This is a genomic window from Amycolatopsis rifamycinica, assembly GCF_000695625.1.
GTDB classification, from domain to species: domain Bacteria; phylum Actinomycetota; class Actinomycetes; order Mycobacteriales; family Pseudonocardiaceae; genus Amycolatopsis; species Amycolatopsis rifamycinica.
Genome location: NZ_JMQI01000024.1, coordinates 251,619 through 278,497 on the forward strand (window position 1 = coordinate 251,619; position 26,879 = coordinate 278,497).

The following is a 26,879-nucleotide window of genomic DNA, read 5'->3' on the forward strand; positions in this document are numbered from 1 at the left end:
CGTAGAACCGGCTGGTTGACCGGCGTCCGCGGGGCCGACCGCGCACCTACGGCCTCCCAGCTCGTGGGCACGGTTGCACGCGACGGCCCGCGCGCGTCCACTCGGTCCACGCCACCACGAGGAAGGACCACCATGTCGGTCACCGACGAGCTCTTGGCCAACAACGCCGAATACGCCGCGAACTTCACCGGACCGCTGCCTCTGCCGCCCGCCAAGCACGTCGCCGTGCTCGCCTGCATGGACGCCCGCATCAACGTCTACGGCGTCCTCGGTCTCCACGAGGGTGACGCACACGTGATCCGCAACGCCGGCGGCGTCGTCACCGAGGACGAGATCCGTTCCCTCGCCATCAGCCAGCGGCTGCTCGGCACCGAGGAGATCATCCTCATCCACCACACCGACTGCGGCATGCTCACCTTCACCGACGACGACTTCAAGAAGTCCATCCAGGAGGACGTCGGCGTCAAGCCGGCCTGGGCCGCGGAATCCTTCACCGATCCCGGCGAAGACGTCCGCCAGTCGATCGCCCGGATCAGGAACAGCCCGTTCGTCCCGAAGAAGGATTCCGTGCGGGGCTTCGTGTTCGACGTCGCCACCGGAAGGCTGAACGAAGTGGAGTGAGCCGGGTCCGGCGTGTCATGACCGGTTGAGCTGCCGCAGGATCAGCTCGGCACTCTCGGCCGCGGTCACGACAGCCGTGTCGATGACCAGGTGGTCGCGATCCCACGGCTCGTATTCCCGCTCGACGACGTCCCGCCACGACGGGAGCCGGAGCCCCGGGATGTCGGCCACCCGCCCTTCCACCCGGGCACGGTGCTCGGCCGGGTCGGAGCACACGAGCTCGACCTCCAGCACCCGGGTCCCCACCGCGCGCCAGGCATCCCTGGTGATCTTCAGCGGGTTCACGCACTCGGCGACGACGTCGACGCCGTTGGCCAGCTGGTCGCGGGCGAGCGCGTAGCCGGCGACGTACCCCGCGGCCCGTGGCGGCTCCGCGAGCTCGCCGGAGTCCGCCAGAGCCTGCTCGATCGTGTCGATCCGGAGGTAGGCCGCACCGAGCGCGCGGGCCAGCGGACGGGCCACAGTGGACTTACCGGTGCCCGGCAGGCCACCGAGCACGACCAGAACGGCGGCCTTCATCCGGCCCCGAGGCCGGACGCGCGCCAGACGATGATCTGTTCCCAGGCGGTCGTCACGCTTTCCGCCGCGTTGCGCGCCCCGGGTTCCGCCGGCATCGTCACGTCCGGCAGCCTAGACCGCCCGGGCGGCTGCCTCCGGGATTACCCCGCCGAGAGGGGTTCTCCGCCGCGGGAGGATGGGCGCGAGACGGGCAGCGCACTCGTGCTGCCCGTCCAGCCCGCGGAACACCGCTACAGCACGGCATCCGCGAGGCGGGAGACCTCGTCGAGGTCGGCCACCGTGGGGTTGAGGACCAGTTCGTCCGCACCGAGCTCGTCGAACGCCTTGACCGTGGCGCGTACCGCATCGGTTCCGCCGGAGAGGGTGCCGGCGATCATCGAGGCGGTGTCGTCGCCCATGAAGGAGTAGTAGTCGTGTACTCCGGCCCGGCCCCGCTCGACGTCGCCCAAGGCGAAGTAGGCGATGCCGACCAGCCGCGGCGGGTCTTCCCGCCCCGCCTCCTTCCAGGCGGCGCGGGCGGCGTCGAAGGACTGGCCCACCATCTCGACCGGCATGGAACCACCGATGTAGCCGTCGCCTTCGCGAGCGGCGCGAGCGAGCGCGGCCGGGCTGAACCCCCCGAAGAGCAGGGGTACGCGGCGCGTTCCGGCCGGCACCGCCGGGTTGGTTCCGCCGCCCACCGCGGCGCCGTCCCACACCTCGCGGTAGACCGCGAGGTCGTCGTCGAACCTCTTGCCCCGGTCCCGCAGGCCGTACCCGTCGGCCACGAAGTCGTCGGCTCGCATCCCGACACCGACGCCCAGGGTGAGCCGGCCGCCGGAAACCCCGTCGATGCCCGCCACCTCCTTGGCCAGCAGGGCGGCCGGCCACGCCGGGGCGACCAGAACGGTGCTGAGCAAAGCGATTTCGGTCGTGGCGCCGGCCGCGGCAGCCAGCGTGACGGTGTCGCTGACTCCGGGGTAGGCGTAGCGGCCCACGGTACCCAAGCTCGCGAAGCCCAGCTCCTCGGCGCGCTTCGCCCAGGAAGGAATCAGCTGGGGGTTGACGTCACGGACCTGGTTGGGCAGGCCGATTCCGATGCGCATTCTTCGGGATTCTCCTTGATCGAGGCGACCGGTACGGGCCGCCCTCCGTTGCTTCCCAGCATGATCGCGAGACCGGCCGCTCGGCGGAGCCACGCGGCGATACTGCCCCTGGATACCCGGGATCCGGGTGCCCGCGGGCATGGTCGGAGGCGTCCAGCTCGGGCAAGGAGTCAACGGATGCGCATAGTGGACCGCGCGCACGCGGTCCGGGTGGTCACGGCCTGCCCGCCGCCCCTTGCGGCCCCACGGCCTTCCCCGCGGCCGGACGCGGACCGCCACCAGGCTTCACCGGGCCGCCGTCGGGTGTCACGGGACCACCAGCCGGCTTCGCCGGGCCGGGCTTCGGGTGCGCGACGTCGACCACGCCCGCCGTCACCGGCTTCGCAGCCGGTGACGAGGCCACCACGACGACCGAAGCCGGAGAGCCCGTGCTCGACGGAGGGACCGCGCTGGAGCTGGTGGGGGGTGCGGCCGCGGGCAGGGGCACCCGCGTGGTCCCGGAATCGGCCGGACTGGTGAACACCACCGCGAGCACCGCCGCGGCGGCCACGGTCACCAAGCCACCGGCCGCGGCCGGCACCCGCCGCCGCCCGCCCGGCGGAGCGACGGACGGCGGAGCGACGGACGGCGGAGCGACGGACGGCGCCGCGGCCGTCGGCAGCGCGCGCAGCAACCGCGGTATCTCCTCGGCACCCGGCCGGTCCGCGGGCTCGCGGGCGGTCATCCGGGTCAACGTGTCCGCGAGCGCGTCCGGAGTGCCGTCGGGAACGCGCGGCGCCCGGTGCAACCGGGCCAACGCCGACTCCGCCAAGGCGCCGGGGAACTCGAGCCGCGCGGTCAGGCACTCCAGCAGGATCAGCCCGAGGGCGTAGACGTCGGCCGGCGGCCCGGGCACCTCCCCGAGGATCTGTTCCGGCGCCAGGTAGGCCGCCGTGCCGGTGACCAGGCCGGTGCCGGTGATCCGCGTGGAGTCCAGCGCGTGCGCGATGCCGAAGTCGGTGATCACCGGGCCGTCCGGGCCGAGCAGGACGTTCGCCGGCTTCAGATCGCGGTGCACGATGTTCCGGCCGTGGACGTGGGCCAGCGCGTCCGCCAGCCGGACCGCCAGCCCGCTCACCTCCTCCGCCGTGAACGGTCCGGCGCACAACCGCTCGGCGAGGTTCTCCCCGTCGATCAGCTGCATCACCAGGTACGGCGAGTCCCCCTCGGCGCCGCTGTCGAACAACGCGACGATCCCCGGGTGCTGAACGCTGGCCAGCAAGGACTTCTCCCGCGCCCGGCGCAGCTGCTCCACCGCCACCCCGTGACTGTCGTAGAGCTTGACGGCCACCTCGCGCCCCAGTTCCCGGTCGACGGCCCGGTACACCCGGGCGGTGGCTCCCCGGCCGATCAGCGCCCGGGTCTCGTACCGCCCGCCGATCACGCCCGGCAGCTCGTTCGTCATCGGCCCGTCCCCTCCCGCTCGGCTGTTCCTCCGGTACCCGCCACGGAAGTGCCCGCAAACGCGACTTCGGGGGCGGACCGGTCACCGGGTAAAACTTTCCAGTCTGGAAACTTTGCAAAGTTGGAAAGTTTGGCTAGGGTGGCGGACATGACGACCGAAGAGGGCGGGCTGCGCGAACGCAAGAAGCGGGAGACCCGTCTCGCGTTGAGCCACGCCGCCATCGCGCTCGTGCTCGAACGCGGATTCGGCAACGTATCGGTGGACGACATCGCCGCGGCGGCGAACGTCTCCGGCCGCACCTTCCGCAACTACTTCACCAGCAAGGCCGAAGCCATCGTCGCCGCGCACATCGAACGAGGGCAGCGCATCGCCGAGGTGCTGCGGGAGCGCCCGGCCGGCGAACCACTGTGGGACGCACTCGTCCACGCGGTCGTCGCGCAGTTCGAGCCGCCGCCCGGCCGGGCCGGCCCACCGGACGACCGGTACTCCTCGGCACTGCAGAAACTGCTCGCCGAGCCCGACATCCAGCACGAGGTGTTCCGCGCGCACGCCGCGGCACAGGACGAGCTGACCGTCGCCATCGCCGAGCGCACCCACACCGACGCCGTCGGCGACCTGTACCCCCAGCTCGTCGCCGCGGTCGTCAGCACCGGGCTCGGCACGGCGATGGCGCACTGGACCCGCGACCCCACCCGATCGCTGGTGTTCCTGCTCCGCGAGGTCTTCGACCGGATCCGAGCCGGGCTCCCGGAACCGCACTGACCCCCGCCACACCGGCAAAAGCCCGCTCGACGGGCTCCTCGGCATGCCCGAAAACAAGGAGCGACAACCATGGATGCAGTCATCGTCGGCGGTGGCCCCAACGGCCTGATGCTCGCGTGCGAACTCGCGCTCGGCGGCGTCCGCCCCGTCGTGCTGGAACGCTTGACCGAGCCCAGCACGCAACCCCGGTCCAACGGCCTCGTCGGCCAGGTCGTCCGCATGGCCGACCGCCGCGGGCTGTTCGAGCGGCTCAGCGGCCGGCCCGGGCCGCCGCAGCCCAACACCAGCTACTTCATGTTCGCCGCGATGCCGCTCGACCTCGGTCTTCTCGAGGACAGCCCGATCTACAACCTCCCGGTGCCGGAACTGAAGACCGTGCGGGTTCTGGAGGAACGCGCCACGGAACTCGGGGCCGAGATCCGCCGCGGTCACGAGCTCACGGGCCTCACCCAGGACGGCGACGGCGTCACCCTCACCGTCCGCGGCCCCGACGCGGAAACCTACGAGCTGCGGGCCGGCTACGTCGTCGGCGCGGACAGCGCGCACAGCCTGGTGCGCAAGGCCTCCGGCATCGGGTTCCCCGGCGTCACCTACGACCGGACCACCAGCCGTTCCGCGCACGTGACGGTGCCGCCGGACTGGCTCGATCCCGCGACCGGCGCGCTGAACGTCCCCGGCCACGGCCCGGTCCTGCCGTTCCTGCCCGTCCGCACCGCACGCGGCGGGTTCTCCTACGCGCCCTTGCCCGGCTTTCCCCCGCTGGTCGCCACCGTCGAGTGGGACGAGCCGGAAACCGGCACGCCCATGACCCTCGAGGAGCTGCGGGCCAGCGTCCACCGCGTGCTCGGCACCGACGTGCCGCTCGGGCCGCCACCCGGCCCCGGCCCGCACGTGCTGCGCCGGATCAACGGCGGCAACACCCGGGTCGCCGACCGGTACCGGGACGGCCGGGTCTTCCTCGTCGGCGACGCGGCACACGTCTTCGCCGCCGGCGGCACCGGCCTCAACCTCGGCATGCAGGACGCGATCAACCTGGGCTGGAAACTCGCGGCCGCGATCAACGGCACCGCCGACGTCCTCGACACCTACGAGACCGAACGGCGCCCGATCGCCGACCGCACCATCACCTACTCCCGGACCCAGGCCGCACTGCTCGCCCCCGGCGACGACGTCACCGGCCTGCGCGAGATCTTCGGCGAGCTGCTCACCCAACCGGGCGTCGTGCGCGCGCTCGCCCGGCTCGTCGCCGGCGCGGACGTCCGCTACCCGGTCGCGGGCGACGCCCACCCTCTGGCCGGCTGGCCCGCCCCCGATCTCGACCTGCACACCCCCGACGGCACGATCCGCCTCGCCGAACTGGCCCGCCGGGGCAGACCGCTGCTGATCGACCTCACCGAGGACGGCGGCCTGCACGCCGACGGCGTCGAAACCGTCCGCGCCACGGCCACCACCGACGTCACCGCGCTCCTGCTCCGCCCGGACTCCTACGTGGCGTGGGCGTCGTCCGAGAACCATCCCGACCAGGACGAGCTGCGGAACACGGCCCGGCACTGGTTCGGCGTCCCGGTCAACGCCTGAAGGACCCCCGGGCCGGTCGGCCCGCGACCCGATGCACGCCCCCCGGCCGCGAGACTTGGCTGACCGGGCAACCGATCCGGCCCCGATGTCCGCCCCATCGGGCGGGGTCCCGGCCGGCCGGGGTGCGATCTTGGGATGGTGAAGAGGTATCGACCGGCCCACGACGTCGAGGGCCGCGCCGGTCCGTCCGGCGCCGGCCGCGCCTCGCGCGGCCTGCCTTCGGCGGCGGGACACCTTCTGTCTCTGCAGGCGGCAGCGGGGAATCGCGCTCTCGGACAGCTGCTTTCCGGGCGCGGCGGGCCATCCGCGCCGGTGGTGCAGCGCATGAAGCTGTCCGGCTTCTCCGGGATCAGCGAACAGATGGTGCAGCTGATGACCTACCTGAAGCCGCGGCGCGGACATCCGTACTATCTGATGATCGACGCGGGCTCGGATTGGCATGTCTCGATACCGGTCCGAACCAAACTGGCCACCTGGAAGAACATCCAAGCGCACGACTTCGAGTCGTACCACGTGACGGATCCGGACGGAAACCATTATCATTACGTCTCATCCCGGCACCTCCGCACGGGCACCGACGGCACCGGGCCGTTCGACGTGAAGGCGGCCGACCAGGTCGTGTCCCGGATCTTCGGGGTGCAGCCCACCGTACCGGTCGACCCCGGTGCGAAGCTCAAGGCGTTCCGGCTGGGCCTCATCGGCAAGGAGCAGTTCGCTTACTTGGAGATGGTCAACGGCGCGATTCGCCGCCTGGCCGGCAAGTCCGGCACCGCACCGCCGGCCTTCGACGCGCTCGAGGCGCGGAGTGTCGACGCCGAATCGTGGTACGACCTGGTGGACACCTACGGGAAGATGCCGGACTGGCCCACGTTCGAGGCGACGTTCAAGCCCACGGCCCTGCAGCCCCGCGAGAAGAAGCGGAAGGCCCCGGAGACGCCGTCCGACGAAACAGTGACCGTGAAACACCCCAACACGGCGAGCGAACCGGGCCTGCCACCGCCACCGGAGCCGACAACGGAAAAGGAACCGGCGACGGTCGGCACCGGCGAAAAGGAAGAGGAAACGGAAACCTGACCCCCCGCCCTGCCGCGGACGGGGACTCGTCTTCGTCGCCCCCGGTCGGCCCCCTGACCAGGGCGTTCCAGGAATTCCGCCAGGGCGGCACACGGCGGCCTCCGCATCGTGGTGACCGCGGCAACCGCCGCTCGACGGATGCGGAGGAACACATGGTGAAGAAGGTCATTGCGGCGCTCGGCGTGGCGGTGGCGGCCCTGGGGTGCCTGACCCCGGCCGCCTCGGCACAGACCCAGGCCGCACCGCACTGCCAGTACGGCAGCAGCTACGGAGTCGTCGTGCAACCGGCGGCCGCGATCACCCCGGTGAGCGGCGGCGGCAGCATCGGCACCGTCGAGGTCTGCCGGGACGGCAACTACGACTACTGGGCTTTCGCGATCTACAACAGCCCGATGACGGTCAGCGAGTACGCGCAGGTCTACCTCAACCGCTTCCGTGACGGCGGGCTGACCGAAACCGTCACCTGTGACGACCCGGGCGGCAACAAGCGCATCGCTCCGGGTCAGACTCGGTGCTGGACGCCGAAATTGACCGGCCTGAGCGGTCGCTGGACCTTCCAGGCGTACTCGCAGAAGTTCAGCAGCCACACCGGCTCGCTGCTCGCCACCGGCCACACCGGCATCATCCGCTGACCGGACGCCCGGCCCGGAAGACCCGGGCCGGGCGGCTCAGCCGGCCACCGCGGAGCGTGCCGCCCGGATCCGGTCGTGGATCGCCGCGGCGTCGGCGTCCAGCCCCCGGTCCGCGTAGATCGCGGCGGCTTCCCGCCAGCAGGCGACGGCTTCGGCCACCTGACCCAGCCGGTGCAGCGACGTGGCCAGGATCGCCAGCGGCTCGGCGAGCGTGGCGTCCTGGCTGCCGAGGGACCGCCGGCCGAGGGCGATCGCCCGCCGGCAGTGCGCGATGGCCCGGTCGTGCTCACCGATCCCCTGCCACCCCCTGGCCAGCACGGCCAGCGCGCACGCCTCGCCGTCGGCGTCACCGATGCGATGGCGCAGCCGCGCGCTGCGCTCGCCGTGCTCCAGCACCTGCCGGTGGTTCCCCAGATCGGCGTGCACGTCCCCGATGATCCCCTCCAGGATGGCCTCCCACCGGCCGGTGTCGACGCCGCGGCTGAGCGCCAGCGCCTCCTCGAGGTGGCGTAGTGCCTCGGCGGGCCGGCCCCGGCGGCGCAGCCATTGGCCCAGGTCGTTGAGGCCCGAGATGCGGATGTGCCGGATGCCGGCTTCGCGGGCCAGTTCCACGGCGCGCACCAGGTCGGCTTCCGCCTCGGGCCGCTTCAGGTGCGTCAAGGCCTCCCCGCGGGCCAGCAGGACGTTCGCCTCGTGCGCCCGGTCGCCGGACCGGCGGGCCGCGATCAGCGCGGCGTCGGCCGTCTCGATCCGTTCCTCCCAGGCGCCCATCAGGATGAGAAACCCGAACGCGTCCACCAGGTGCACGGCATGCGCGTCCCTTCCCTCGGCGACGGCGTGGTGCAGGGCCGCCACCAGGTTGGCCCGCTCGGCGGTGAACCAGGCCCAGGCGTGCTCGCGGTCGGCCAGTGCGTGCGGGTGGGCGGGTTCGGCGAGGTCGGCCACCAGCCGCGTGCTGGCCGGGTAGAGCCGCCGGTCGGCGACGTGTGCGGTGTGGCTGTACCAGGTGAGCAGCGTGTCGAGGGCCGAGCGCCGGTCGGCGGGGGTGTCGTGCTCGCGGGCCCGCTCGGCCGCGTAGGCCCGCAGGAGGTCGTGGAACCGGTAGCGGCCGCCGGCGACGGGCTCGATGAGGTGTGCGTCGGCCAGGGCCCTGAGCAGCAGGTGCGCCTCGTGCGGCGAACGGCCCACGAGCGCCGCGGCGGCGGGCGGGGAGACGTCCGGGCCGGGGTGCAGGCCGAGGCGGCGGAACAGCAGCTGCTGCGGCGGCGGCAGGCGGTCGTAGGACCAGCCCAGCACCGTGCGGACCGCCGCCCGGGGGTCCCGCCCCCAGCTCAGCGCGTCGAGCCGGGAGTGGTCGTCGGCGAGTTCGGCGACGATGTCGGCGACGGAGACGTGCTGGTGGGCCGCCGCCCGCCCGGCGGCGATCCGCAACGCCAGCGGCAGCCGCGCGCACAGCGCGATCAGCTCCGCCACGGCTTCCGGCTCGGCGGCGGCCCGCGCGGGGCCGATGATGCCGGTGACCAGCCGCAGCGCCTCCGGCTCGGTGAGCAGGTCGACGGTGAGCCGGTGCGCGGCCTCGGTGACCACGAGCCCGGTGAGACTGTCGCGGCTGGTGGTCAGCACCATGCAGCCCGGTGTCCCGGGCAGCAGCGGCCGCACCTGCTCGTCGCTGTTCGCGTTGTCCAGCACGAGGAGGACCCGGCGTCCGGCCAGCAGGCTGCGGAACAGCCCCTCCCGGGCGCCGGGCCCGGCCGGGAGGGCCGCCGCCGGAACCCCGAGGGCGACCAGGAAGTCGTCGAGGACCTCGTCGGCGCTCGCGGGGCGTCCGGGGCCGTAGCCGCGCAGGTTCGTGTAGAGCGTGCCGTCGGGGAACCGGTGCTGGACGTGGTGGGCCCAGTGCACGGCCAGGGTGGTCTTGCCGATGCCGCCCGAGCCGTCCAGCGCGGAGATCACGACCGCGTGCCCGCCGTCGCGGCCGTCGGCGGGCGGGAGCAGGGCATCCAGGGCGGCGAGGTGGTCCGCCCGGCCGGTGAAGTCCCGGATCGACGGCGGCAGCTGCCGCGGCACCGGCGCGGGCGGAACCGGCGCCGGCCCGGGCGGACCGGCGGCCAGGATCCGCCCGTGCAGGTCCGCCAGCGGGGCGGCCGGGTCGATGCCCAGTTCGCCGGCCAGCCGGGCGCGGACCGCCTGGTAGTGGCCGAGCGCGTCCGCCGTCCGCCCGGACTGGTGCAGGGCCGTCATGTACTGGCCGGCGATCCGCTCGTCATAGGGGTGCGCGGCGGCCAGGACGGCGAGCTCGGCCACCAGCCGCGTGCCCTGGCCGAGCCGGAGCCGGGTCTCGATCAGCTCCAGCCGGGTGGCGAGGTGTTCTCGTTCCAGCCGCTCGCGTTCCGCTTCGACCCAGTCACCGGCCGGGCCGGTCAGCGGCCGGCCCCGCCACAACGCCAGTGCTTCGCTCAACCGCACGGCCACCCGCTCGTCGTCGGTGTCGGCCTCCGCCTGCGCGCGCAAGTCCTCGAAGCGGTACAGGTCGACGGCGGCCGGCGTGGTGTCCGCCGTCAGCGCGTACCCGCCCGGGCGCCGGACGATGGTGACGCCGTCCAGGGGACCGAGCGCCCGCCGCAGCCGCGACACGTAGCTGTGCACCGTCTCGTGACCGCGTCTCGGCGCGGCGCCGCCCCACACCCGCTCGACGAGCCGCTCGATCGGCACCGCCCGGCCGTGCTCCACACCCAGCGCGGCGAGCACGCACAGCTGCTTGGGATGCCCCAGCTCGACCGGTGCGCCGTCGACGCATGCGCTCACCTCGCCCAGCAAACGCAGCACCGCGCCATCCCTCCCCGAACCGGCACCGAGGTCCAGGATACGGTCACCGGCCGGTGGCACGCCGGGTGCGCCGGTCCCCGCGCACCGGCCGGCGTACCGCGTCCGCACCTCGACCAGCGAGACTCCGCTGCCCGAGTTCGCCGAATCATCGATCGGGTGAAATCGGCGCAGCTCCGGTTCGAAAGCCCGAGGGACCATCGGACGGGGACGCGCCGGACCGGCTCCCCCGTGTTCGGTGCCGGCCGGGCGTCGGCACACGAGAGAGCCCGCAGCTCGCTGAAGCCGGCGCGGTTCAGCCGAGGGTGCTCACGTAGCCGAGCGCGGCCAGGCCCAGGACCGCGGGCCCGGTGAGCAGGATCGCCTTGCGGCTCGGCCGTGGTCCGCCGCGCAGCAGGCGAACACCCGCCGGGAGCAGGGCGACGACCAGTCCGGTGGTACCGATGATCGACACGATCTCGGTTCCCTTCAGCACGCCGAGCGGCAGCAAACCCATGGTGGCGAGCGCGATCGAACGGATCCTGCCCAGCGCGCCGCTGAGATAGGCGCCGATGGCGAGGACGTACCAGCCGAACATGATGGTGAAGGACAAGAAGCTGAACAGGTGGAGATCCTGGTAGAGGTCGGTGACGAACCCGGTCGCCGCCTCGGGTCCGCGGTGGCGCACCACGGTGAAGGCCGCGTGGTCGATGCCCGCGTGGAAAGTGCGTTCGAACAGGCCGACGACGACCAGGGTGCCGCCCCACGCCGCCCAAGCGGGTCTTCGCAGGCCGATGTTCCGGGCCAGCGTCACGACGGCCGGCCCCATCAGCACGTTCCCGGCCAGGAAAGCACTGTAGGCGGCGGTCATCAGCACCGGGTGGGCGGTGGCCGCGGCGATCTGGTGCGGGAAGAAGAAGGGGAACGGCGCCCGCAGCAGGGTTCCGGTGAGCAGCAGCAAAGGTCCCAGGATCAGGGCGGTGCCGCCGACCCAGCGTCCGGGGAACCCGCGATCTTCGGTCATGGGGACACCGTCCCACCCGCCGCCGTCGTCCGGATCGGACCGTGGTGGGCACTTTCGCTCAGCCCGGAGGCCGATCGGCGAGCCGGGATCAGCCCCGGGGATGACCCGGGGAGGCACCCTGACCGGCCGGCGATCCCGCCCTCTCGACTCGGCCGGGCTACAACTTCTTGAGCCGCCTGCGGTTGACCGCCAAGACCTCGTCCGACAGGTCCGGGGCGGCGTCGGCCACTGCGCGGGAGAGGGTCAGCGCGCCGACCATCTGGCTGAACAGCGCCACGGCGCGCTCGCGGGCTTCGACGGCGGTGAGCTCGGTGCCGGACTGGCGTGCGCGTTCGAGCAGCATGTCCGTGATGGCGGCGAAGTAGCCGTCGAGCCCCCGTCGGTACTCGGCCTGGGCAGCGGGTCCGTGGCGGCCGGCGTCGGAGGCGAGGGCGGCCGAGGCGCAGCCGGCCTCGGGGTGGTCGCGGTGCTCGGCGTTGACGTACCCGTCGATCATGTCGTGCAGGGCCGCGCGCGCCGAGCGGGGATGCGCCTCGCGGATGGCCTCGAGCGACGCGAGCGAGTCGGTGAAGCCCTGGTGGAGGACTTCGAGAGCGAGGTCGTCCTTCGAGGCGAAGTGGTTGTAGAACCCGCCGTGCGTCATGCCGGCCGACTTCATCAGCTCCTCGATGCCGATGCCGTCGATGCCGCGCGAGCGGAACCCCGCGCCGGCCGCGTTGACGATCTTCTCGCGGTTGAGCCGCTTCTGCTCCTGCGTGATGCGGGGCACGTCGAACACCTTCCTCGCGAGCCGGCTGCGTCTTCCGATGATACTCATCATCAAATCGGATGTCGACGGGAGAGCCCCGCTTGACAGTGAATGATGACCACTACCATCATTGCTAATGATGACGGACGTCATCGAAGACTGAAGGGACGGTCATGGACTTCGGAACCATCGGCGCCGGGACGGTCGCGCAGGCGATCGCCGGGCACCTCGTGGCGGCCGGCCACAAGGTGACACTCAGCAACAGCCGCGGCCCGGACACCCTGGGAGACGTCGTGACCAGGCTGGGACCGCTCGCGAGCGCGGGCACGGCCGGCGAAGCCGCCGCCGCCGACATGGTCTTCCTCACCGTGGGGTGGCCGCAGGTCGGCGCCGCGCTGGCCGGCCTGCCCGAATGGGACGGCCGCATCCTCGTCGACACCACCAACAACCTGGAGTCGATGCGGCCGGCCGTCGCCGATCTCGGGTTCGACACGGCGAGCGAGTTCGTCGCCGACCGGGCACCGGGCGCGCGCGTGGTCAAGGCCTTCAACACCCTCTACGCCCCGTACATCGCCGCCGATCCCCGGCACGCGGAAGGACGGCAGCTGCTGTTCTACGCCGGCGACGACACGGCGGCCAAAACCACGTTCCACGAAGTCGCCGACGGCCTCGGGTTCGCGCCGGTCGACGCCGGGACGCTGCGGGAGGGCGGCCGCCTGATGCAGATCGGCGGCCCGCTCTCGGCCCTGCACGCCCTCAGGCAGGACTGAAGCCGTGAAAGCGCTTGCCTACGAAAAGGCCCACGCGCTCGACGCGTTCGCCATCACCCTGACCGAAGTCGCCGAACCCCGGCTCCGGGACGGCGACCTGCTGGTCGACGTCCGCGCGATCGGCATCAACCCGGGCGAAGCCGCGATCCGGCAGACGCGCAGCGCCGAGCCCGGCGGACGGGTCGTCCTCGGCTGGGAGTTCGCCGGGGTCGTCGCCGCGGCCGGGCCCGCGGCCACCGGGTTCGCGGCCGGGGACCGGGTGATGGGCACCGGCGACATCACCCGCGACGGCAGCTGGGCCGAACGCGTCGCGGTCGACCACCGGGTGGTGGCCAAGATCCCGGACCGGCTCGCGTTCACCGACGCCGCGTCGCTGCCCATCGGTGTCCTCACGGCCTGGGAATCGCTGTTCCGCGACCAGGACGCGCTGCCGCCCGGTGTCGGCCGCGTGCTCGTCGTCGGCGGAGCCGGCGGCGTCGGGTCGATGGCCACGCAACTGCTCAAGGCCACGACGCCGGCCTTCGTGATCAGCACCGCCTCGCGACCCGAGTCGCGGAAGTGGGCGACGGAGATGGGCGCCGATCTGGTCGTCGACCACCGCGCCGACCTGGCCGCACAGCTCCGCGCGGCGGGGATCGACCACGTCGACCTGGTGCTCTCGACCTCGGGCACCAGCGGCCACCTGGGCGCGATCGCCGAGGTGCTGCGCCCCTTCGGTCACCTGGCCGCCACCGACCTCGCCGGCCCCTTCGACCCCGGAGCCTCACGGCCAAGTCACTGTCGCTGCACAGCGAGATGGTGTTCAGCAGGATCGTGGCCGGCGGTGACGTCGGCAGCCAGGGCCGGATCCTCGCCCGCGCGGCGGACGACGTCGCGGCGGGCCGGCTGCGCCCGATCGTCACCACCACGCTCGAGGGCCTGACCGCCGAAAGCATGAAGACGGCGCACGCCCTCGCCGAAAGCGGCCGGACCATCGGAAAGACCGTGATCCGGGTGACCGGCTGAAGCCGGTGAACCACAGCGGCGCGTGAAAACCCACCCCACGAAGGGAATTCTCCGACATGACAACAGATCTGCTCGAAGGCGAGTACGTTCCCAGCGCCGACGCGACGACCCGCGCTCAGGTCGAGCTCTACGAGCGCACCGACGGCCGCGAAGGCGCGACGACGGCGGGCGGCCCGGTGGTCGTGCTGACCATGCGCGGCGCCCGTTCGGGCAAGCTGCGCAAGGTCGCCCTGATGCGCATCGAGCGTGACGGCGTCTACGCCGTCGGCGCGGCGGCCGGCGGCCAGGCTCGCAACCCGAGCTGGTTCCACAACCTCGTGACGCACCCGACGGTGCAGCTGCAGGACGGTCCCGATCGCCGGCTGATGACCGCCCGGGTGGCCGAAGGCGCCGAGCGGGAGAACTGGCTGGCCTACGCCGACGAGCTCTACCCGTTCTTCGCCGGCCTTCGCGCCCAGGCCGCCGAGGCCGGCAACCGCGAGGTGCCGCTGATCCTGCTCGAACCCACCCAGAGCTGACCGGACTCACCACGCGGAACTTGCCGGGCGCGGGTTCGCCGACGGAGGGGCCGGACGCCCGGCAAGTCAGGCGGTGGCCCGGTAGCTGCCGGGCGTGCGGCCCATGGTCCGGGTGAACGTTTCGACGAACGCGCTCGGCGTCGCCCAGCCGCAGCGGTGCGCGGTCTGGGTGACGCTGGCGCCCTCCGCGAGCTGGATCATCGCGTGGAACACGCGCGTCGTGGTGCGCCACTGCGGATACGTGGTCCCGAACTCGAGGCGGAACAGGCGGGACAGCGTGCGCTCGCTGGTGCCGGTGTGCCGGGCGAGCCACGCCGTCGTGCGGGGCCGGCTGAGGTCGTCGGTGACGAGCCGGCACGCGTGGGCCAGCCGGGGGTCGCGGGCCTCGGGCAGGGTCAGCGGCTGGTCGTGCGCGCGGCGGAGCCGGTCACGCAGCACAGCGTGCAGCCGGCCGGCCTCCGCGGCGCCGAGACCGGGTTCGGTACCGGCGAGGAGCAGTTCGCGCAGCAGCGTGCTGACGGCGATCACCGTCGGCGCGGCGCCGTCCAAGGGCGCGTCGTGCGTCGGGAACATGAGGGTGAGGACCTCGGAAGCGCCGTAGACGCGGTGCTCGTGCCAGGTTCCGGCGGGCATCCAGACGGCGCGGTCGGCGCAGGCGACCCACGCGCCGCGGTCGGTGTGGACCGCGAGCACCCCCCGGATGACGTACACCAGCTGGTGCTCGTCGTGCCGGTGCCGTTCGATGACCTGCCCGGCGGCGTGCCGGTGGCGGTTTTCTGACACAAGTCGACAGATTATCGGAAGTGCGACTCCGGTGGGTGCTGCGAACGTGAGCGCATGACGACCGGTTCGAAGGACCTCCTGCGGCGGATCGCCGTGGACACGCGGCCGCTGGCGGATCCCGTGTTCCGCCGGACCTTCCTCGGCCAGGGCGCCGCGGTCATCGGGACGATGGTGACCGAAGTCGCGGTGCCCGTGCAGATCTACGACCTGTCGCACTCGTCGTTCGACGTCGGTCTCGCCGGGCTGGCCGGGCTCGTCCCGATCCTCGTGTTCGGGCTCTACGGCGGCGCGGTCGCCGACGCCGTGGACCGGCGACGCCTGTACCTGGCGTCGTCGGCGCTGACCTGGACGGTCACGCTCGCACTGCTCGCCCAGGCGGTGGCCGGGCTCGGATCGGTACCGGTGATCCTCGCGCTCGTCGCCGTCCAGTCCGGCGGCTTCGCCGTGTCGTCCGCTGTGCGCGGGGCCATCACCCCGGCCCTCGTCGCACCCGGCCTGGTGCCCGCGGCCAACTCGCTCGGCTACACCGCCTCGACAGTCGGACAGGTGCTGGGGCCCCTCGTCGCGGGTGTCCTCATCGGACTCCCGAACGGCTTCTGCTACGCCTACGGCGCCGACGCGGTGCTGTTCACCGCCGCGCTCTACGCCACCTTCCGGCTGCCCGCCCTGCCCTCGGCGGACCCGATCGGCCGTCCCGGGCTGCGGTCGGTCCTCGACGGCCTGCGGTTCCTCGCCGGCCGCCAGGTTCTGCTGCTGTCGTTCCTCCTCGACATCGCCGCGATGGTGCTGGCCATGCCGACCGCGTTGTACCCCCAAGCCGCCGAGACCCGGTGGCACGGCGGAGCCGGTTTGCTGTACTCCTCCATCGCGATCGGCTCGGTGCTGGCCGGGCTGTCCAGCGGCTGGATCGGCCGGGTGCGGCGCCAAGGCGCCGCCCTCGCCGCGGCGGTGGCCGTCTGGGCGGGCGCCGTCGCGCTGGCCGGCCTGGCCCCCGACCTGTGGCTCGCGGTCACGCTGCTCGTCATCGCCGGCGCGGCCGACCTCGTCAGCGCGGTGTACCGGCAGACGATCCTGCAGACCGCCGTCCCCGACCGGATGCGCGGCCGGCTGCAGGGGGTGTACACGGTCGTCGTCGCCGGCGGTCCCCGCCTCGGCGACGTCCGCGCCGGGATCATGGCCTCGGCGTTTCCGCTCACCGTGGCGTGGTCGGCGCCCGCGCTGATGTGCGTGGTGCTGGTCGTCACGGCAGCCGTCCTGGTGCGGCCGTTCCGGCGGTACACGACCGGCGGCTGATCCGCTTCGGCCCGGCCGCGGTTCCCAGGTCCACTCAGCCGTCCGTGACGCACCGTGGTGGTGGGAAATTTGCGGTCCAGCGTCTTGACGTCCCCCAATGGGGGCGGTTTACTGTCAGTTGTCTCGATGGAACCGGTTCCGCGGCCGCCACCTGGAACGCTCCAGCATCTCGGGTTGGTTGATGCTCCACTGGTCCCCCACGTCATCCCCGTCGGTTCGCTCACGGATCGTGACGAGATTTCAGTGGTAAATCCGCCACCTCACCCGAACGCCGATCACGACCGACCAGGTGGGCTCGATGAGATCAACGACGTTCTCCCGACCACGACGCGCCACAACGCTCCAGGGCCACAGCACCATCGACCGCAGCCGCGGGGCGCATCCGCCGTCCGCCCCGGCCGAGTGGTGCCCCGTGCCCTCCGCGTCACGGTGGACCGTGCTCGCCGACGCGAGCGGTAACCCGACTTCTCGGCAGTAGCCGCGGTTTCCGCGAGCGACATCGAACGACACCCGGGCGTCCGAGGCCATCCGCCCTCCCCCCGCCAAGAGAGCACCATCCGCGGCCACGGGTAACCGAGGCGCCCGCGTCCAGCCGCTCAACGGCGTCAGCGCGACCGTGGCTTCCTCGGCAACTGTGCCGTCTCCGCGATGGCCTCACTCCAGATCTTCGTGGCAGCTGTGCACCATTTCGAAAGGAGATTCATATGCGAAATACGCCGAATCGGGCTGCTCGACCTCGACAGTCCCGGCTCCGGACCCGAGCCGTTCTCACCGCCGCTCTCGCTCTTGCGCTGGCCGGGAGCACGGCCTTCGCGGCCGGCGCGAGCGAAACCGGCGGATCGGGCTCCGCCGCCGGAGCTTCGGGCAGCTCCGTCGCGGCCGATGCCGGCTGGGTGGACGTGGACCAGGCCCGGTACCAGCGTGAACTGACCGACTACCAGCGCATCGTGCCGCCACCGGTGCCGGCCGGGACGACGCGGGTCGCCGAGTTCCACACCGACTGCACGATCGCGAACGAAGCCAAGGACGACGCGATCGTCTTCCCGCGGCTGCCCGGGGCCTCCCACATGCACACGTTCTTCGGGCCGAGGAACGACGCGTTCATGACAACGGAAACCCTGCTGGCCGCCGGATCGACAACGTGCAACTCCCCCGGTGACAACGCCGCTTACTGGGTGCCGCAGCTGCAGAGGAACGGGGTGGCCGTTCCGTTCAAGAGCATGCGCGTCTACTACGGTTCCCGGCTCCCCGACCCGTCGGCCGTCCGGCCGTTCCCGCCCGGGCTGGTGATGGTGCAGGGTGACGCCAAGCTGCAGGTGCCCACGCAGAAGGGCCAGGGGAACCAGTTCTGGTGCGCGGGCAGCGCCGAGATCGGGCGGAGCGTCGACGGGAACTGGCCCGTCTGCGCCCCTGGCGGGAACCTGATCTACCAACTCGTGTTCAAGGACTGCTGGGACGGCAAGCACATCGACTCGCCCGACCACAAGTCGCACATGGGTGACCCGGTCGCCGGCAAGTGCCAGGGGAACTACCCGGTCGCGGTGCCGAACCTGTCGTACATGGTGAACTACGACATCCTGGGCGGCGACGGTCTCGCCTTGTCGTCCGGAATGGCGTCGTCGATGCACGGTGACTTCATGAACGGCTGGGACCACGTCAAGCTGGCCGCACTGGTCAAGACCTGCTTGAACCAGAACGCGAAGTGCGGGACCACACCGAGCTTCACCGGCGGCTGAGACCGACGGCGAACGGCCGCCGTGTCGTCCTGCTCGGCCGGCACGGCGGCCCACCGGTGCCGCTATTCGACCAGCGCGGAGAGCTGGTCCTGCTCCCGCAGGACTCGCGAAGCCAGGCTCACGGTCTGCGGCTCTGTGCCGGACGACTTCTCGCCGAGCGCCAGACGTTCTTTTTGATCCAGGTGATCGCGCAGGCACTTCTTGAAGTGGTTGTCGAAGTCCGCCTCGCGCAAGGCGCCGGCCTGCGCGAGCTGGTTCGAGGAAACCATTCCCGGCATCTCCATCCCCCGGTGGGGGTTCTCCGCCGGGAGGCCGGCCTCATCGTGAAGCCGCCGCAGATCCAGCAGCTCCGACTTCGTCGAGGCAGCGGCTTTTCTGCCGAGGTCGCGGACAGCCGCGGTGCCGGTGCGGCTGTCCACGAGGTCGAGCATCGGAACAAGCTGCTCGTCCATGGCTATGTTGATCTCGATCCAGGCGCGGTCCGTAGTAGTGAACGACGACGCCGCGGCAGAGGTGGGTGTATTCGCGGAGGGATTTCCGGATTGGCCGTGGCACCCGGTGACGCAGACGCCGACGAATACTGTGCCCGCGATGCCCAATCCGAGAAGATGACGCCTCAAGAGCGGGTCCGGTGCTCGGCGATGAGCTGGCTGTAGAAGTGACCGCTGGCCTTGACGGTGCGCAACTGGGTCTCGAAGTCGACCCGGACGAGGCCGAACCGTTTGTCGAGGCCGTTGTCCCACTCGAAGTTGTCGAGCAGTGACCAGGCGAAGTACCCCTTGACCGGCGCGCCCGCCTCGGCCGCCGAGGCGACCGCCGCAAGGTGCTCCTCGAAGAAGGCGATGCGGTCGTGGTCCTGGACCGAGCCGTCTTCGGCGACCTTGTCGTCGAACGCGGCCCCGTTCTCGGTGATGTAAATGGCCTGCGCGCCGTAGTCGTCGTGCAGCCGGTGGATCAGGTCGGCCAGGCCAGGACCGTGGATTTCCCAGCCCATGGCGGTGGTACCCGCGCCCTCCACCGGCACCTGCCTGGCGAAGGGCGCGGGGCCGGTGGGATCGTCCTCGACGATCTGGCGGAAGTAGTAGTTGAGGCCGTGGTAGTCGGTGGGCGCCGCGATGACGTCGAGGTCGTCGCCGAGCACGGGTGGCTCGACGCCGTAGACCTCGACCATGTCGGCCGGGTAGCCGCGCCCGTTGGCCGGGTCGAGCCACCACCGGTTGACGTGCCCGTCCATCCGCTTCGCCGCGGCGATGTCCTCGTCGCGGTCCGAGGCGGCTTCGATGCCCGACAGGTTGCAGACCAGACCGATGTTCGCGGGCCGGGCGGCGTGCGCCCGGATCGCCTGCACACCGAGCCCGTGGGCGAGCAGCAGGTGGTGCGAGGCGCGCACAGCCTGCGTCAGGTCCTTGACGCCGGGGGCGAACCGGCCCTCGAGGTGGCCGAGCCAGGCGGCGCACAGGGGTTCGTTGATGGTGCTCCAGTCCCGCACCCGGTCTCCGAGCCGGGCGGCGACGACCGCGGCGTACTCCGCGTAGGCGTGGGCGGTGTCGCGCTCGGGCCACCCGCCCGTGGTCTGCAGCGCCGAAGGCAGGTCCCAGTGGTACAGGGTGACGAACGGCCGGATCCCGGCTTCGCACAAGGCGTCGACGAAGCGGTCGTAGTGGTCGAGACCCCGGGGGTTCACCTCGCCGCGGCCGGTGGGGATCACCCGCGGCCAGGCGATGGAGAAGCGGTAGGCGTCGAGACCCAGCTGCTTCATGATCGCCAGGTCTTCGGGCCAGCGCCGGTAGTGGTCGCACACGACGTCGCCGGTGTCGCCGTTGTCGATGGCGCCGGGTACCCGGCAGAAGTCGTCCCAGATGGACGGCAGGCGGCCGTCGACGTCGACGGCGCCTTCGACCTGGTACGCGGCCGTGGCCGCGCCCCACAGGAAATCCGCGGGCAGAGAAACCTTCAAGGCAGGACCTCACCTGGAGAAGTAAGTGGGCGGGGGGGTTACTTGACGGCGCCGGCGGTGAGCCCGGAGACCAGGTAGCGCTGGAAGAGCAGGAACCCGGCGACGATCGGCACCGAGACGATCAGGCTCGCGGCCATGACCTGGTTCCAGTACACCTGCACCTGCGTGGAGTACTCCTGCAGGCCGACGGCGAGTGTCCGGGTGTCCGAGTCGGTCATCACGGAGGCGAACAGGACCTCGCCCCAAGCCGTCATGAACGAATAGATCGACACCGCGACGATGCCGGGGACCGCGGCCGGGATGACGACGCGGATGAGCGCGCCCACCGGCCCGTTGCCGTCGACCATCGCGGCCTCGTCGAGCTCCTTGGGGATGGAGTCGAAGTAGCCGGCGAGCATCCAGATGGCGAACGGCAGCGAGAAGGTCAGGTAGGTCAGGGTCAGGCCGAGGCGGGAGCCGTAGAGGACGATGCCGGTCGTGTTGCCGATGCTGACGAAGATCAGGAACAGCGGCAGCAGGAAGAGGATGCCGGGGAACATCTGGGTCGACAGGACGGTCATGGCGAAGAAGTTCCGGCCGCGGAACTTGTACCGGTTGATGGCGTAGGCCGCGAAGATCGCGATCAGCACCGAGCAGACGGTGGCCGCGCCGGAGATGACCAGGCTGTTGAGGAAGTACTTGGCCAGCGGGATGGTCTTCCAGATGTCGAGGAACGGCTGGATCGTCACCGTCGTCGGGATCCACTGCCACACCCCCTGGACGTCCCCGAGGGGCTTCAGCGACGTGGAGACCATCACGTACAGCGGCAGCAGGGTGAACAGCGCGAGGAAGCCGAGGACGATGCGGCGGGCCCAGGGGACCCAACGGGGCTCAGACACTGACCGTCCTCCTCCGGCGGGCGGTCAACGCGAGGTACCCGGCGCTGACCAGCATCAGGAACAGCAGCAACAGCACCGACATGGCCGAGCCGAGGCCGAAGTTCCAGGTCACGAACGAACTTTGGTAGATGTGGACGGAGATCAGCGACGCCTCGCGCGGGGCGGACTTCCCGAACAGGACGTACGGGGTGTTGAAGTCGTTGAACGTCCACAGGAACAGCACGAGCAGCAGCACCTGGTTGACCGGCCGCAGCATGGGCTGCGTGATCGCCCGGAACTGGGTCCACCAGCCGGCACCGTCGATCGAGGCCGCTTCGTAGAGCTCCCCGGGGATGTTCTGCAACCCCGCCATGACGATGAGGAACGCGAACGGCCAGTTCCGCCACACCGACACGGTCAGCAGCGACCAGAAGCTGTTGTCCCCGATCAGCCAGAACGAGTGGGTGCCGAGCAGGCTGTTCACCAGGCCGGTGTCGCGTTGGAACATGAACGACCAGGTGATGACGGCGGCGTACATCGGCAGCGCGTACGGCACGAGGAACAACGTCCGCAGCAGGCCCCGCCCGCGGAAACTGCGCTGCATCAGGACCGCGGCGGACGTGCCGAAGAGCCAGCACAGCCCCACCGACAGCACCGTGTACTCGACGGTGATCCCGAACGAGTGCGCCAGCGCCTTGCCCGTGGCGGTGTCGAAGTCGAGGACGAACTTGTAGTTGTCGAGCCCGGCACCCGGGGCCGCCGACCAGTTGCGGATGTAGTACTGGGTCAGCTTGACGAAGCTCATCACGACGCCGACGAGCATCGGGACGACGTGGATGAGCAGTTCGAGCAGCAGGGCGGGCAACAGCAGGAGGTACGGGAGGGCCGGACGGCGGCGGTTGCGCCGCGAGCTTCCGGGCCGGGGGGCTCCGGCCGCCTTCGCGGCCGGAGCCCCCCGCACAGCGGTCGTCATCTCGGGTTAGCTCCCGGCCGCGATCTGCTGGTCGGCCTGGGCCAGCTGATCCTTGATCTTGCCGGCCTCGACCGTCCGGCCCGCCGCGACGTCGGCGAACATCGTCTTCATCGCGGTGCCGATCAGCGTCTCGAACTGCGACTCCTGCGTGACCTGCGGCATCGGTTCGGCGGTGCTGCTCAGGACGCTCTGGAACACCTTGACGTCCTCGGTCTGGAACGCCGGGTCACTGTAGGCGTCCTGGACGGTGGGCAGCGAGCCGTAGGTCTTGTTCAGCTGGGCCTGTTCGGGCGCGGAGACCATGAACTTCACGAAGTCCAGTGCGGCGGCCTGGTTCTTGGTGCTCTTGAACACCGACAGGTTGATGCCCGCGACGAAGCTGGTGACCTTCCGGCTGTTCGGGGGCGGGTTGGCCGGCAGCGGGATCGGCGCGACCCCGATGTTGTTCATGTCCGCGCCGATGTTCTTGAACGAACCGGTCGACGCCTGGTTCATGAACATCGCGGCCTTGCCGTCCACCAGGTCCTTGAGGGACTTCGCGGTGTCGGCGTACTCCGCGTTCGACGGGTTGACGATCTTGTCCTTCTGCATGAGGTCGACGTACTGCTGGACGGCCGCGACCGCCGGATCCGACGCGAGCTGCGGCTTGCCGTCCGGGGCGAAGAAGTTCGCCCCGTGCTGGGCGCCGAGGATCGCGGCGTGGTGGCTGTTCTCGGTCACCTGGCCCGCCTGCAGCGACAGCCCCCACTGCCCCTTCTGCGGGTCGGTCAGCTTCTTGCCGTCCGCGACGAGCTCTTCCCACGTCGCCGGGGGCGCGGTGATACCGGCGTCGGAGAACAGCTTCTTGTTGTAGTAGAGACCGTAGGCCTGCCCGTAGAGCGGAACGCCCACCGGGGGCTGGCCGCTCGCGCCGGTCGCGGCCAGCGACGGTCCGAGGAACCGCGACTTGCCCCCCACCTTGTCGAGGGCGGCGTCGTCGAACGGCAGGAAAGCGCCGGTCGCCTGGAGCGACGCCGACCACGTGTTGCCGATGTTGAGGACGTCGGGCCCCTGACCGGAGGTGGTGGCGGCCAGGATCCGGTTGAGCAGATCCGACCACGGCACGACCTCGAGCTTGACCTTGACGCCGGTGGCCTTCTCGAACTTTTCGAGCTCGGGCTGCAGGACCGCTTTGTCGTTGTCAAGGCTCGTGCCCTGGTTGGAGGCCCAGTAGGTGAGTTCCTTGGGGCCGTCGGCCGACGTGGAGTCACCGCCCCCACAGGCGGCGGTGGTGGCGGCGGCCAGCGCCAGGACGAGCGCTGACGCGGTGGTTCTCATTCGCATCTGAAGTCCTCGGGGTGCGTGGACGAGCCACGAAGGTCTCTGTGACTCAGGACACAGCTTAATTCGCGCCTTGATTTAACTCGTGTGACCAACAAGAGTCAAGGGCGTGAACTCGGCTGTTCACACCCTTGACGAAGTGGTTACCAGGAGAAAGCAGGCGGTGACGCAGCGCCCACCGGCCTCGCGGCCGGGGTGGACGCCGACGAAACCGCACCCACGCAGTCCCGGGACCCGAGGGCTCGACCCGCGCCGCTCGCCGACCGCGTCGGACAGCGTCGCGGACGCGGCCGGCCGAAGACGGCAATCCCGGAGTTGAACATCGCCGTTCCACACATTCGATCAATGCATCTTTTCACACGGCGAGTTGGCCAGTTTTTGTCATATAAATCGATTTCGAACCGGCACCCGGTTCGCACCGCAATCCGACGTAAAAACGCTTGACCGAACCACGGTCCCATGGTAGTAATACCGTAGGGGATGCACGCATTAATGCGTGTTCAGGCGCACGAGCGAACTTTGCCGCGTAGCCGAACATCATTTTTCTGTCGCCGATCTTGGCCTGCGCATGGGGTGGCCGAGGCTGTTGACATGTCGCGAAGGGGGAAACAAGAGATGACGGCGAAACAACCCGAACGAGTCAGATCCAGATGTCAGGCTTCGAGACCGGCGGCGCGCGGATACAAAAGTGAACTGTCGACGGAGACGAAGGAAGCCGTCAAGAACATCCACAACAGCCGGGACAATTGGCACGGGCCGCTCGCGCTCGGCGCGGATTGGCTGGTCATCGCCGGCGTGGCCGCGCTCGTCGTGCTCTCCGGCTATCAACCGCTGGTGTACCTGGCGGGCGTGCTCGTCATCGGGGCCAAACAGCGCGCCCTACGCAGCCTCATGCACGAGGCGAGCCACCTGAAACTCACCCGTCGCGCCTCGCTGAACACCTGGCTCGGCCGAGCCCTTATCGCATGGCCACTGTTCTCCGGCTTGTCGTCCTACACCTGCGCGCATTGCGAGCACCATCGGCATCTGTGGGACGATCGCCGTGATCCGAAGTTGCTCGGCTACCTGCGTCTCGGCTTGGTGAACCCTCGGGACATGAAACAGTTCACCCGCCGCCACCTCCTGAAACCACTGCTGCTGGCGCACGTACCGTTCCAGGTGGCCGCGGACCTCGCCGGCCGGGACGAGGACCGCGGGGAAACGCGGCTTCGCGTGCTGTTTCTCGTGATCACACCGGCTGCACTGGTGGCCACGGGTTTCGGCTTCGAGTTGCTGACTCTGTGGGTTGTCCCGTATCTCACCGTCTACCAGGTTCTGAGGTATTGGAGCGACATAGCCGATCACGCCGGGCTGCGATCGGAAAACCCGTGGCAGGCCACGCGCAGCTGGGAGGCGCCGTGGCTGGTCCGCCAGCTCCTCGCCCCGCACAATTCGAATTGGCACCTGGCGCACCACCTGTACCTGGCGGTGCCGCACTACCGGGTTCGTCGTCTGCACCGGGCGTTGCTGGCTGTTCCTTCCTACCGGCTGGCACACCACTGCGCCGGTTTCCTGTTCGCCAGTCACCATTGCCGCCCGTCCGTCATCCAGGACGTCCTGCGACCGGAACGCATGGCGGAAGGCCGACCACGCCCGCCGTGCCCGAGCAAGGGTTCCGGCCCCGCCGGATGCAGCCACACCTGTCCGCTCTCCGGTTCGCTCGACACCGCAGGCGCGGGCGCATGAAACCGGACGCCCCTCCGGCGGCGGGCAAGGTGTCTGCCGTCTGGCCGGGTTACTTGCTGGCGCTCGGCTCCAGTGCCGCGGTCGGCTCCGCGATCGCCGCGACCACAGCGTTGACGAACTTCCCCGTCATGACCGGTCAAGCGGTTCGGTATGGCCTCGCCGCGGTGCTCCTCGCCGTCTGTTTCCGGCGGCACCTCGGCAAAGTCACCAGGGCGCAGCTGGTCAAGATCTGCGTGCTCGGCGCGACCGGACTGGCGGGGTTCAACATCTGCCTGATCTTGGCCCTGCAACGGATCGACGCGGGAATAGCGGGCGCCGTCGTCGGCGGGGTCCCGGTCGTCTTGGTGCTGTTCGGCCCGCTGCTGGCCGGCCGGTCACCTACGGCAAGGGCCGTGGCCGCAGCCGTCGTCGTGGTGCTCGGCACGGTGATCCTGCAGTGGTCCGGGTCCGTGAACGACCCGGCCGGGCTGCTCTTCGCGCTGGGCGCGCTCGCCGGTGAATGCGCGTTTTCGCTGGTGGCGGTGCCTTTGGTACGGGAGATCGGCGCGATGGCCACGGCAACCTACGCGGCGACGGCCGGCGCGGTCCTCTGCGGGATCGTCGCGGTGGTCGCCGACTGGTCCGCTCCCCGGCTGCCCACCACGGAAGAGGCATTGGCCATTCTCTACCTCGCCGTTGTCGCCTCCGCGGGCGCGTTCTCGATGTGGTACGCGGCCTTGGACCGGATTCCCGTCGAGACGGCGGGGGTCTTCGCCGGCGCCGTTCCGGTCTGCGCCCTCGTGACCGGCATGGTTCTGGGGGTCTCCCCAGGCTCGCCCCTTCGTTTCCTCGGCGCGGCGATCGTCGGCGCCGGTGTCGTCTACGCGGCGAAGCCCCGAAGTCAGCCGCCGAAGGTCCGGACCGGCCGGAAGTGGGGAAATACCGGGCGTGCTGTTCGCAGCAGCGAGGACAGCACCTGACGCCCGGCCGTGGTCGGCCGGGCACACCGGGACCACGTCGGGCATCGGATCGCTTCTTCGCCGGACCCGGTCAGGTCAGTGGCTGACCGCCCGTGACACCCAGGACTTCGCCGGTGACGTAACTGGACTCCGGGGAAGCGAAGAACACGAACGCCGGGGCGAGCTCGGCCGGCTGCCCGGCCCGGCCCATCGGGGTCTGCTCGCCGAAGGAGTCCACCTTCTCCTCGGGCATGGTGGCCGGGATCAGCGGTGTCCACACCGGACCGGGCGCGACCGAGTTCACCCGGATCCCCTTCTCGGCCAGGTCCTGCGCGAGTCCCTTGGTGAAGTTCGCGATGCCCGCCTTGGTCGTGGCGTAGTCCAGCAGTTCCGGTGAGGGCTGGAACGCCTGGATCGACGAGGTGTTGATGATCGCCGATCCCCGGGGCATGTGCGGCACGGCCGCCTTGCACAGCCAGAACATCGCGTACAAGTTGGTCTTCAGCACCCGATCGAACTGTTCGGTGGAGATGGCGAGCAGGCCTTCCTCCTGGGCCATCTGGTAGGCGGCGTTGTTCACCAGCACGTCGATGCCCCCGAGCTCGGCCACGGCCGTGTCGATGACGTGCGTGCAATGCTGCTCGTCGCGGATGTCCCCGGGCACCAGCACGACCCGCCGCCCCGCCTCGCGCACCAGCTCCGCCGTGCGCTCGGC

25 protein-coding genes and 1 pseudogene are annotated in these 26,879 nt (G+C 70.7%); 13 read left to right on the plus strand and 13 right to left on the minus strand.

Annotation, left to right across the window (positions count from 1 at the left end):
- Nucleotides 1-132 precede the first annotated feature (132 nt).
- On the plus strand, nucleotides 133-621 hold the full coding sequence (locus tag DV20_RS11995; protein WP_043779377.1) for a beta-class carbonic anhydrase: 489 nt from the start codon (nucleotides 133-135) through the stop codon (nucleotides 619-621).
- Between the two features lie 15 nt (nucleotides 622-636).
- On the opposite strand, the gene DV20_RS12000 is transcribed toward DV20_RS11995, so the two are convergent.
- From DV20_RS12000 to DV20_RS12010, 3 genes are all read right to left on the minus strand, one after another.
- Complete coding sequence (locus DV20_RS12000) at nucleotides 637-1,140, minus strand: AAA family ATPase (protein ID WP_043779380.1); 504 nt, start codon at nucleotides 1,138-1,140, stop codon at nucleotides 637-639.
- Between the two features lie 230 nt (nucleotides 1,141-1,370).
- Nucleotides 1,371-2,225 carry an LLM class flavin-dependent oxidoreductase gene (locus DV20_RS12005; RefSeq protein WP_043779381.1) on the minus strand — a complete coding sequence of 285 codons (855 nt, stop codon included), beginning with the start codon at nucleotides 2,223-2,225 and terminating at the stop codon, nucleotides 1,371-1,373.
- A gap of 214 nt (nucleotides 2,226-2,439) precedes the next feature.
- The gene (locus DV20_RS12010; protein ID WP_043779384.1) at nucleotides 2,440-3,669 is read right to left on the minus strand and encodes a serine/threonine-protein kinase; all 1,230 of its coding nucleotides are present in this window, start codon (nucleotides 3,667-3,669) and stop codon (nucleotides 2,440-2,442) included.
- Nucleotides 3,670-3,816: 147 nt separating this feature from the next.
- Here DV20_RS12010 and DV20_RS12015 point away from each other — a divergent pair, with 147 nt between their 5' ends.
- From DV20_RS12015 to DV20_RS44850, 4 genes are all read left to right on the plus strand, one after another.
- Nucleotides 3,817-4,431 carry an acyl-CoA-like ligand-binding transcription factor gene (locus tag DV20_RS12015; protein WP_051735917.1) on the plus strand — a complete coding sequence of 205 codons (615 nt, stop codon included), beginning with the start codon at nucleotides 3,817-3,819 and terminating at the stop codon, nucleotides 4,429-4,431.
- Between the two features lie 69 nt (nucleotides 4,432-4,500).
- Complete coding sequence (locus DV20_RS12020) at nucleotides 4,501-6,009, plus strand: FAD-dependent monooxygenase (protein WP_043779388.1); 1,509 nt, start codon at nucleotides 4,501-4,503, stop codon at nucleotides 6,007-6,009.
- Between the two features lie 135 nt (nucleotides 6,010-6,144).
- Nucleotides 6,145-7,083, plus strand: coding sequence for a hypothetical protein (locus DV20_RS12025; protein ID WP_152603679.1), 939 nt, complete (start codon nucleotides 6,145-6,147; stop codon nucleotides 7,081-7,083).
- A 155-nt stretch (nucleotides 7,084-7,238) separates the two neighbouring features.
- A complete protein-coding gene (locus DV20_RS44850; protein WP_160169713.1) occupies nucleotides 7,239-7,715 on the plus strand; it encodes a hypothetical protein in 477 nt (158 codons plus the stop codon).
- Between the two features lie 36 nt (nucleotides 7,716-7,751).
- Here DV20_RS44850 and DV20_RS12035 read toward each other — a convergent pair whose 3' ends face one another.
- From DV20_RS12035 to DV20_RS12045, 3 genes are all read right to left on the minus strand, one after another.
- A complete protein-coding gene (locus DV20_RS12035; RefSeq protein WP_051735918.1) occupies nucleotides 7,752-10,541 on the minus strand; it encodes an AfsR/SARP family transcriptional regulator in 2,790 nt (929 codons plus the stop codon).
- A gap of 292 nt (nucleotides 10,542-10,833) precedes the next feature.
- On the minus strand, nucleotides 10,834-11,541 hold the full coding sequence (locus tag DV20_RS12040; protein WP_043779393.1) for a hypothetical protein: 708 nt from the start codon (nucleotides 11,539-11,541) through the stop codon (nucleotides 10,834-10,836).
- A 157-nt stretch (nucleotides 11,542-11,698) separates the two neighbouring features.
- The gene (locus tag DV20_RS12045; RefSeq protein WP_235190797.1) at nucleotides 11,699-12,310 is read right to left on the minus strand and encodes a TetR/AcrR family transcriptional regulator; all 612 of its coding nucleotides are present in this window, start codon (nucleotides 12,308-12,310) and stop codon (nucleotides 11,699-11,701) included.
- A gap of 152 nt (nucleotides 12,311-12,462) precedes the next feature.
- Here DV20_RS12045 and DV20_RS12050 point away from each other — a divergent pair, with 152 nt between their 5' ends.
- From DV20_RS12050 to DV20_RS12060, 4 genes and pseudogenes are all read left to right on the plus strand, one after another.
- Entirely contained in the window at nucleotides 12,463-13,059 is a 597-nt protein-coding gene (locus DV20_RS12050) for an NADPH-dependent F420 reductase (protein WP_043779398.1), read from the plus strand.
- Nucleotides 13,060-13,063: 4 nt separating this feature from the next.
- Nucleotides 13,064-13,726, plus strand: a pseudogene (locus DV20_RS12055) (alcohol dehydrogenase catalytic domain-containing protein); the annotation flags it as partial.
- A 128-nt stretch (nucleotides 13,727-13,854) separates the two neighbouring features.
- The gene (locus tag DV20_RS46495) at nucleotides 13,855-14,064 is read left to right on the plus strand and encodes a zinc-binding dehydrogenase (protein ID WP_235190798.1); all 210 of its coding nucleotides are present in this window, start codon (nucleotides 13,855-13,857) and stop codon (nucleotides 14,062-14,064) included.
- Between the two features lie 56 nt (nucleotides 14,065-14,120).
- Nucleotides 14,121-14,582, plus strand: coding sequence for a nitroreductase/quinone reductase family protein (locus DV20_RS12060; protein WP_043779400.1), 462 nt, complete (start codon nucleotides 14,121-14,123; stop codon nucleotides 14,580-14,582).
- A 66-nt stretch (nucleotides 14,583-14,648) separates the two neighbouring features.
- Here the strand turns inward: DV20_RS12060 and DV20_RS12065 are convergent, their stop codons facing one another.
- Nucleotides 14,649-15,365, minus strand: a complete 717-nt coding sequence (locus DV20_RS12065; RefSeq protein ID WP_043779402.1) for an AraC family transcriptional regulator — start codon at nucleotides 15,363-15,365, stop codon at nucleotides 14,649-14,651.
- Between the two features lie 54 nt (nucleotides 15,366-15,419).
- Between DV20_RS12065 and DV20_RS12070 the strand changes: the two genes are divergently transcribed.
- Nucleotides 15,420-16,658: an MFS transporter gene (locus tag DV20_RS12070; protein ID WP_043779404.1), complete on the plus strand. Its 1,239-nt coding sequence runs from the start codon at nucleotides 15,420-15,422 to the stop codon at nucleotides 16,656-16,658.
- A gap of 893 nt (nucleotides 16,659-17,551) precedes the next feature.
- Complete coding sequence (locus DV20_RS12080; protein WP_200876398.1) at nucleotides 17,552-18,394, plus strand: DUF1996 domain-containing protein; 843 nt, start codon at nucleotides 17,552-17,554, stop codon at nucleotides 18,392-18,394.
- Nucleotides 18,395-18,456: 62 nt separating this feature from the next.
- On the opposite strand, the gene DV20_RS12085 is transcribed toward DV20_RS12080, so the two are convergent.
- Genes DV20_RS12085 through DV20_RS12105 form a run of 5 tightly spaced genes read right to left on the minus strand, consistent with a single transcriptional unit; the run spans nucleotide 18,457 to nucleotide 23,504 of the window.
- A complete protein-coding gene (locus DV20_RS12085; RefSeq protein ID WP_152603680.1) occupies nucleotides 18,457-18,993 on the minus strand; it encodes a DUF305 domain-containing protein in 537 nt (178 codons plus the stop codon).
- Nucleotides 18,994-19,010: 17 nt separating this feature from the next.
- Entirely contained in the window at nucleotides 19,011-20,351 is a 1,341-nt protein-coding gene (locus DV20_RS12090) for a GH1 family beta-glucosidase (RefSeq protein WP_043779412.1), read from the minus strand.
- Between the two features lie 38 nt (nucleotides 20,352-20,389).
- Nucleotides 20,390-21,229, minus strand: a complete 840-nt coding sequence (locus DV20_RS12095; RefSeq protein ID WP_043779415.1) for a carbohydrate ABC transporter permease — start codon at nucleotides 21,227-21,229, stop codon at nucleotides 20,390-20,392.
- Complete coding sequence (locus tag DV20_RS12100) at nucleotides 21,222-22,181, minus strand: carbohydrate ABC transporter permease (RefSeq protein WP_043779417.1); 960 nt, start codon at nucleotides 22,179-22,181, stop codon at nucleotides 21,222-21,224. The genes DV20_RS12095 and DV20_RS12100 overlap by 8 nt, the downstream gene beginning before the upstream one ends.
- Before the next feature lie 6 nt (nucleotides 22,182-22,187).
- Nucleotides 22,188-23,504, minus strand: a complete 1,317-nt coding sequence (locus tag DV20_RS12105; RefSeq protein ID WP_043779420.1) for an ABC transporter substrate-binding protein — start codon at nucleotides 23,502-23,504, stop codon at nucleotides 22,188-22,190.
- Nucleotides 23,505-24,116: 612 nt separating this feature from the next.
- Here DV20_RS12105 and DV20_RS12110 point away from each other — a divergent pair.
- Nucleotides 24,117-25,226, plus strand: a complete 1,110-nt coding sequence (locus DV20_RS12110; RefSeq protein WP_160169714.1) for a fatty acid desaturase family protein — start codon at nucleotides 24,117-24,119, stop codon at nucleotides 25,224-25,226.
- Nucleotides 25,223-26,185 (plus strand): DMT family transporter, encoded by a 963-nt coding sequence (locus tag DV20_RS12115; RefSeq protein ID WP_160169715.1) that lies wholly within the window; start codon nucleotides 25,223-25,225, stop codon nucleotides 26,183-26,185. Before DV20_RS12110 ends, DV20_RS12115 begins: the two co-directional genes overlap by 4 nt.
- 70 nt (nucleotides 26,186-26,255) lie before the next feature.
- Here DV20_RS12115 and DV20_RS12120 read toward each other — a convergent pair.
- Nucleotides 26,256-26,879 (minus strand): SDR family oxidoreductase (locus DV20_RS12120; protein ID WP_043779423.1); only part of this gene is annotated, 624 nt, incomplete at its 5' end.

What these genes read in the sequence shown, in the direction of transcription:
- DV20_RS12110 (WP_160169714.1), top strand. Translation starts at nt 24,117, where the DNA reads ATGACGGCGAAACAACCCGAACGAGTCAGATCCAGATGTCAGGCTTCG.
- DV20_RS12015 (WP_051735917.1), top strand. Translation starts at nt 3,817, where the DNA reads ATGACGACCGAAGAGGGCGGGCTGCGCGAACGCAAGAAGCGGGAGACC.
- DV20_RS12100 (WP_043779417.1), bottom strand. Translation starts at nt 22,181, where the DNA reads ATGACGACCGCTGTGCGGGGGGCTCCGGCCGCGAAGGCGGCCGGAGCC.
- DV20_RS11995 (WP_043779377.1), top strand. Translation starts at nt 133, where the DNA reads ATGTCGGTCACCGACGAGCTCTTGGCCAACAACGCCGAATACGCCGCG.
- DV20_RS12115 (WP_160169715.1), top strand. Translation starts at nt 25,223, where the DNA reads ATGAAACCGGACGCCCCTCCGGCGGCGGGCAAGGTGTCTGCCGTCTGG.
- DV20_RS12005 (WP_043779381.1), bottom strand. Translation starts at nt 2,225, where the DNA reads ATGCGCATCGGAATCGGCCTGCCCAACCAGGTCCGTGACGTCAACCCC.
- DV20_RS12060 (WP_043779400.1), top strand. Translation starts at nt 14,121, where the DNA reads ATGACAACAGATCTGCTCGAAGGCGAGTACGTTCCCAGCGCCGACGCG.
- DV20_RS12050 (WP_043779398.1), top strand. Translation starts at nt 12,463, where the DNA reads ATGGACTTCGGAACCATCGGCGCCGGGACGGTCGCGCAGGCGATCGCC.
- DV20_RS46495 (WP_235190798.1), top strand. Translation starts at nt 13,855, where the DNA reads ATGGTGTTCAGCAGGATCGTGGCCGGCGGTGACGTCGGCAGCCAGGGC.
- DV20_RS12000 (WP_043779380.1), bottom strand. Translation starts at nt 1,140, where the DNA reads ATGAAGGCCGCCGTTCTGGTCGTGCTCGGTGGCCTGCCGGGCACCGGT.
- DV20_RS12025 (WP_152603679.1), top strand. Translation starts at nt 6,145, where the DNA reads ATGGTGAAGAGGTATCGACCGGCCCACGACGTCGAGGGCCGCGCCGGT.
- DV20_RS12040 (WP_043779393.1), bottom strand. Translation starts at nt 11,541, where the DNA reads ATGACCGAAGATCGCGGGTTCCCCGGACGCTGGGTCGGCGGCACCGCC.
- DV20_RS12105 (WP_043779420.1), bottom strand. Translation starts at nt 23,504, where the DNA reads ATGCGAATGAGAACCACCGCGTCAGCGCTCGTCCTGGCGCTGGCCGCC.
- DV20_RS12020 (WP_043779388.1), top strand. Translation starts at nt 4,501, where the DNA reads ATGGATGCAGTCATCGTCGGCGGTGGCCCCAACGGCCTGATGCTCGCG.
- DV20_RS12070 (WP_043779404.1), top strand. Translation starts at nt 15,420, where the DNA reads ATGACGACCGGTTCGAAGGACCTCCTGCGGCGGATCGCCGTGGACACG.
- DV20_RS12010 (WP_043779384.1), bottom strand. Translation starts at nt 3,669, where the DNA reads ATGACGAACGAGCTGCCGGGCGTGATCGGCGGGCGGTACGAGACCCGG.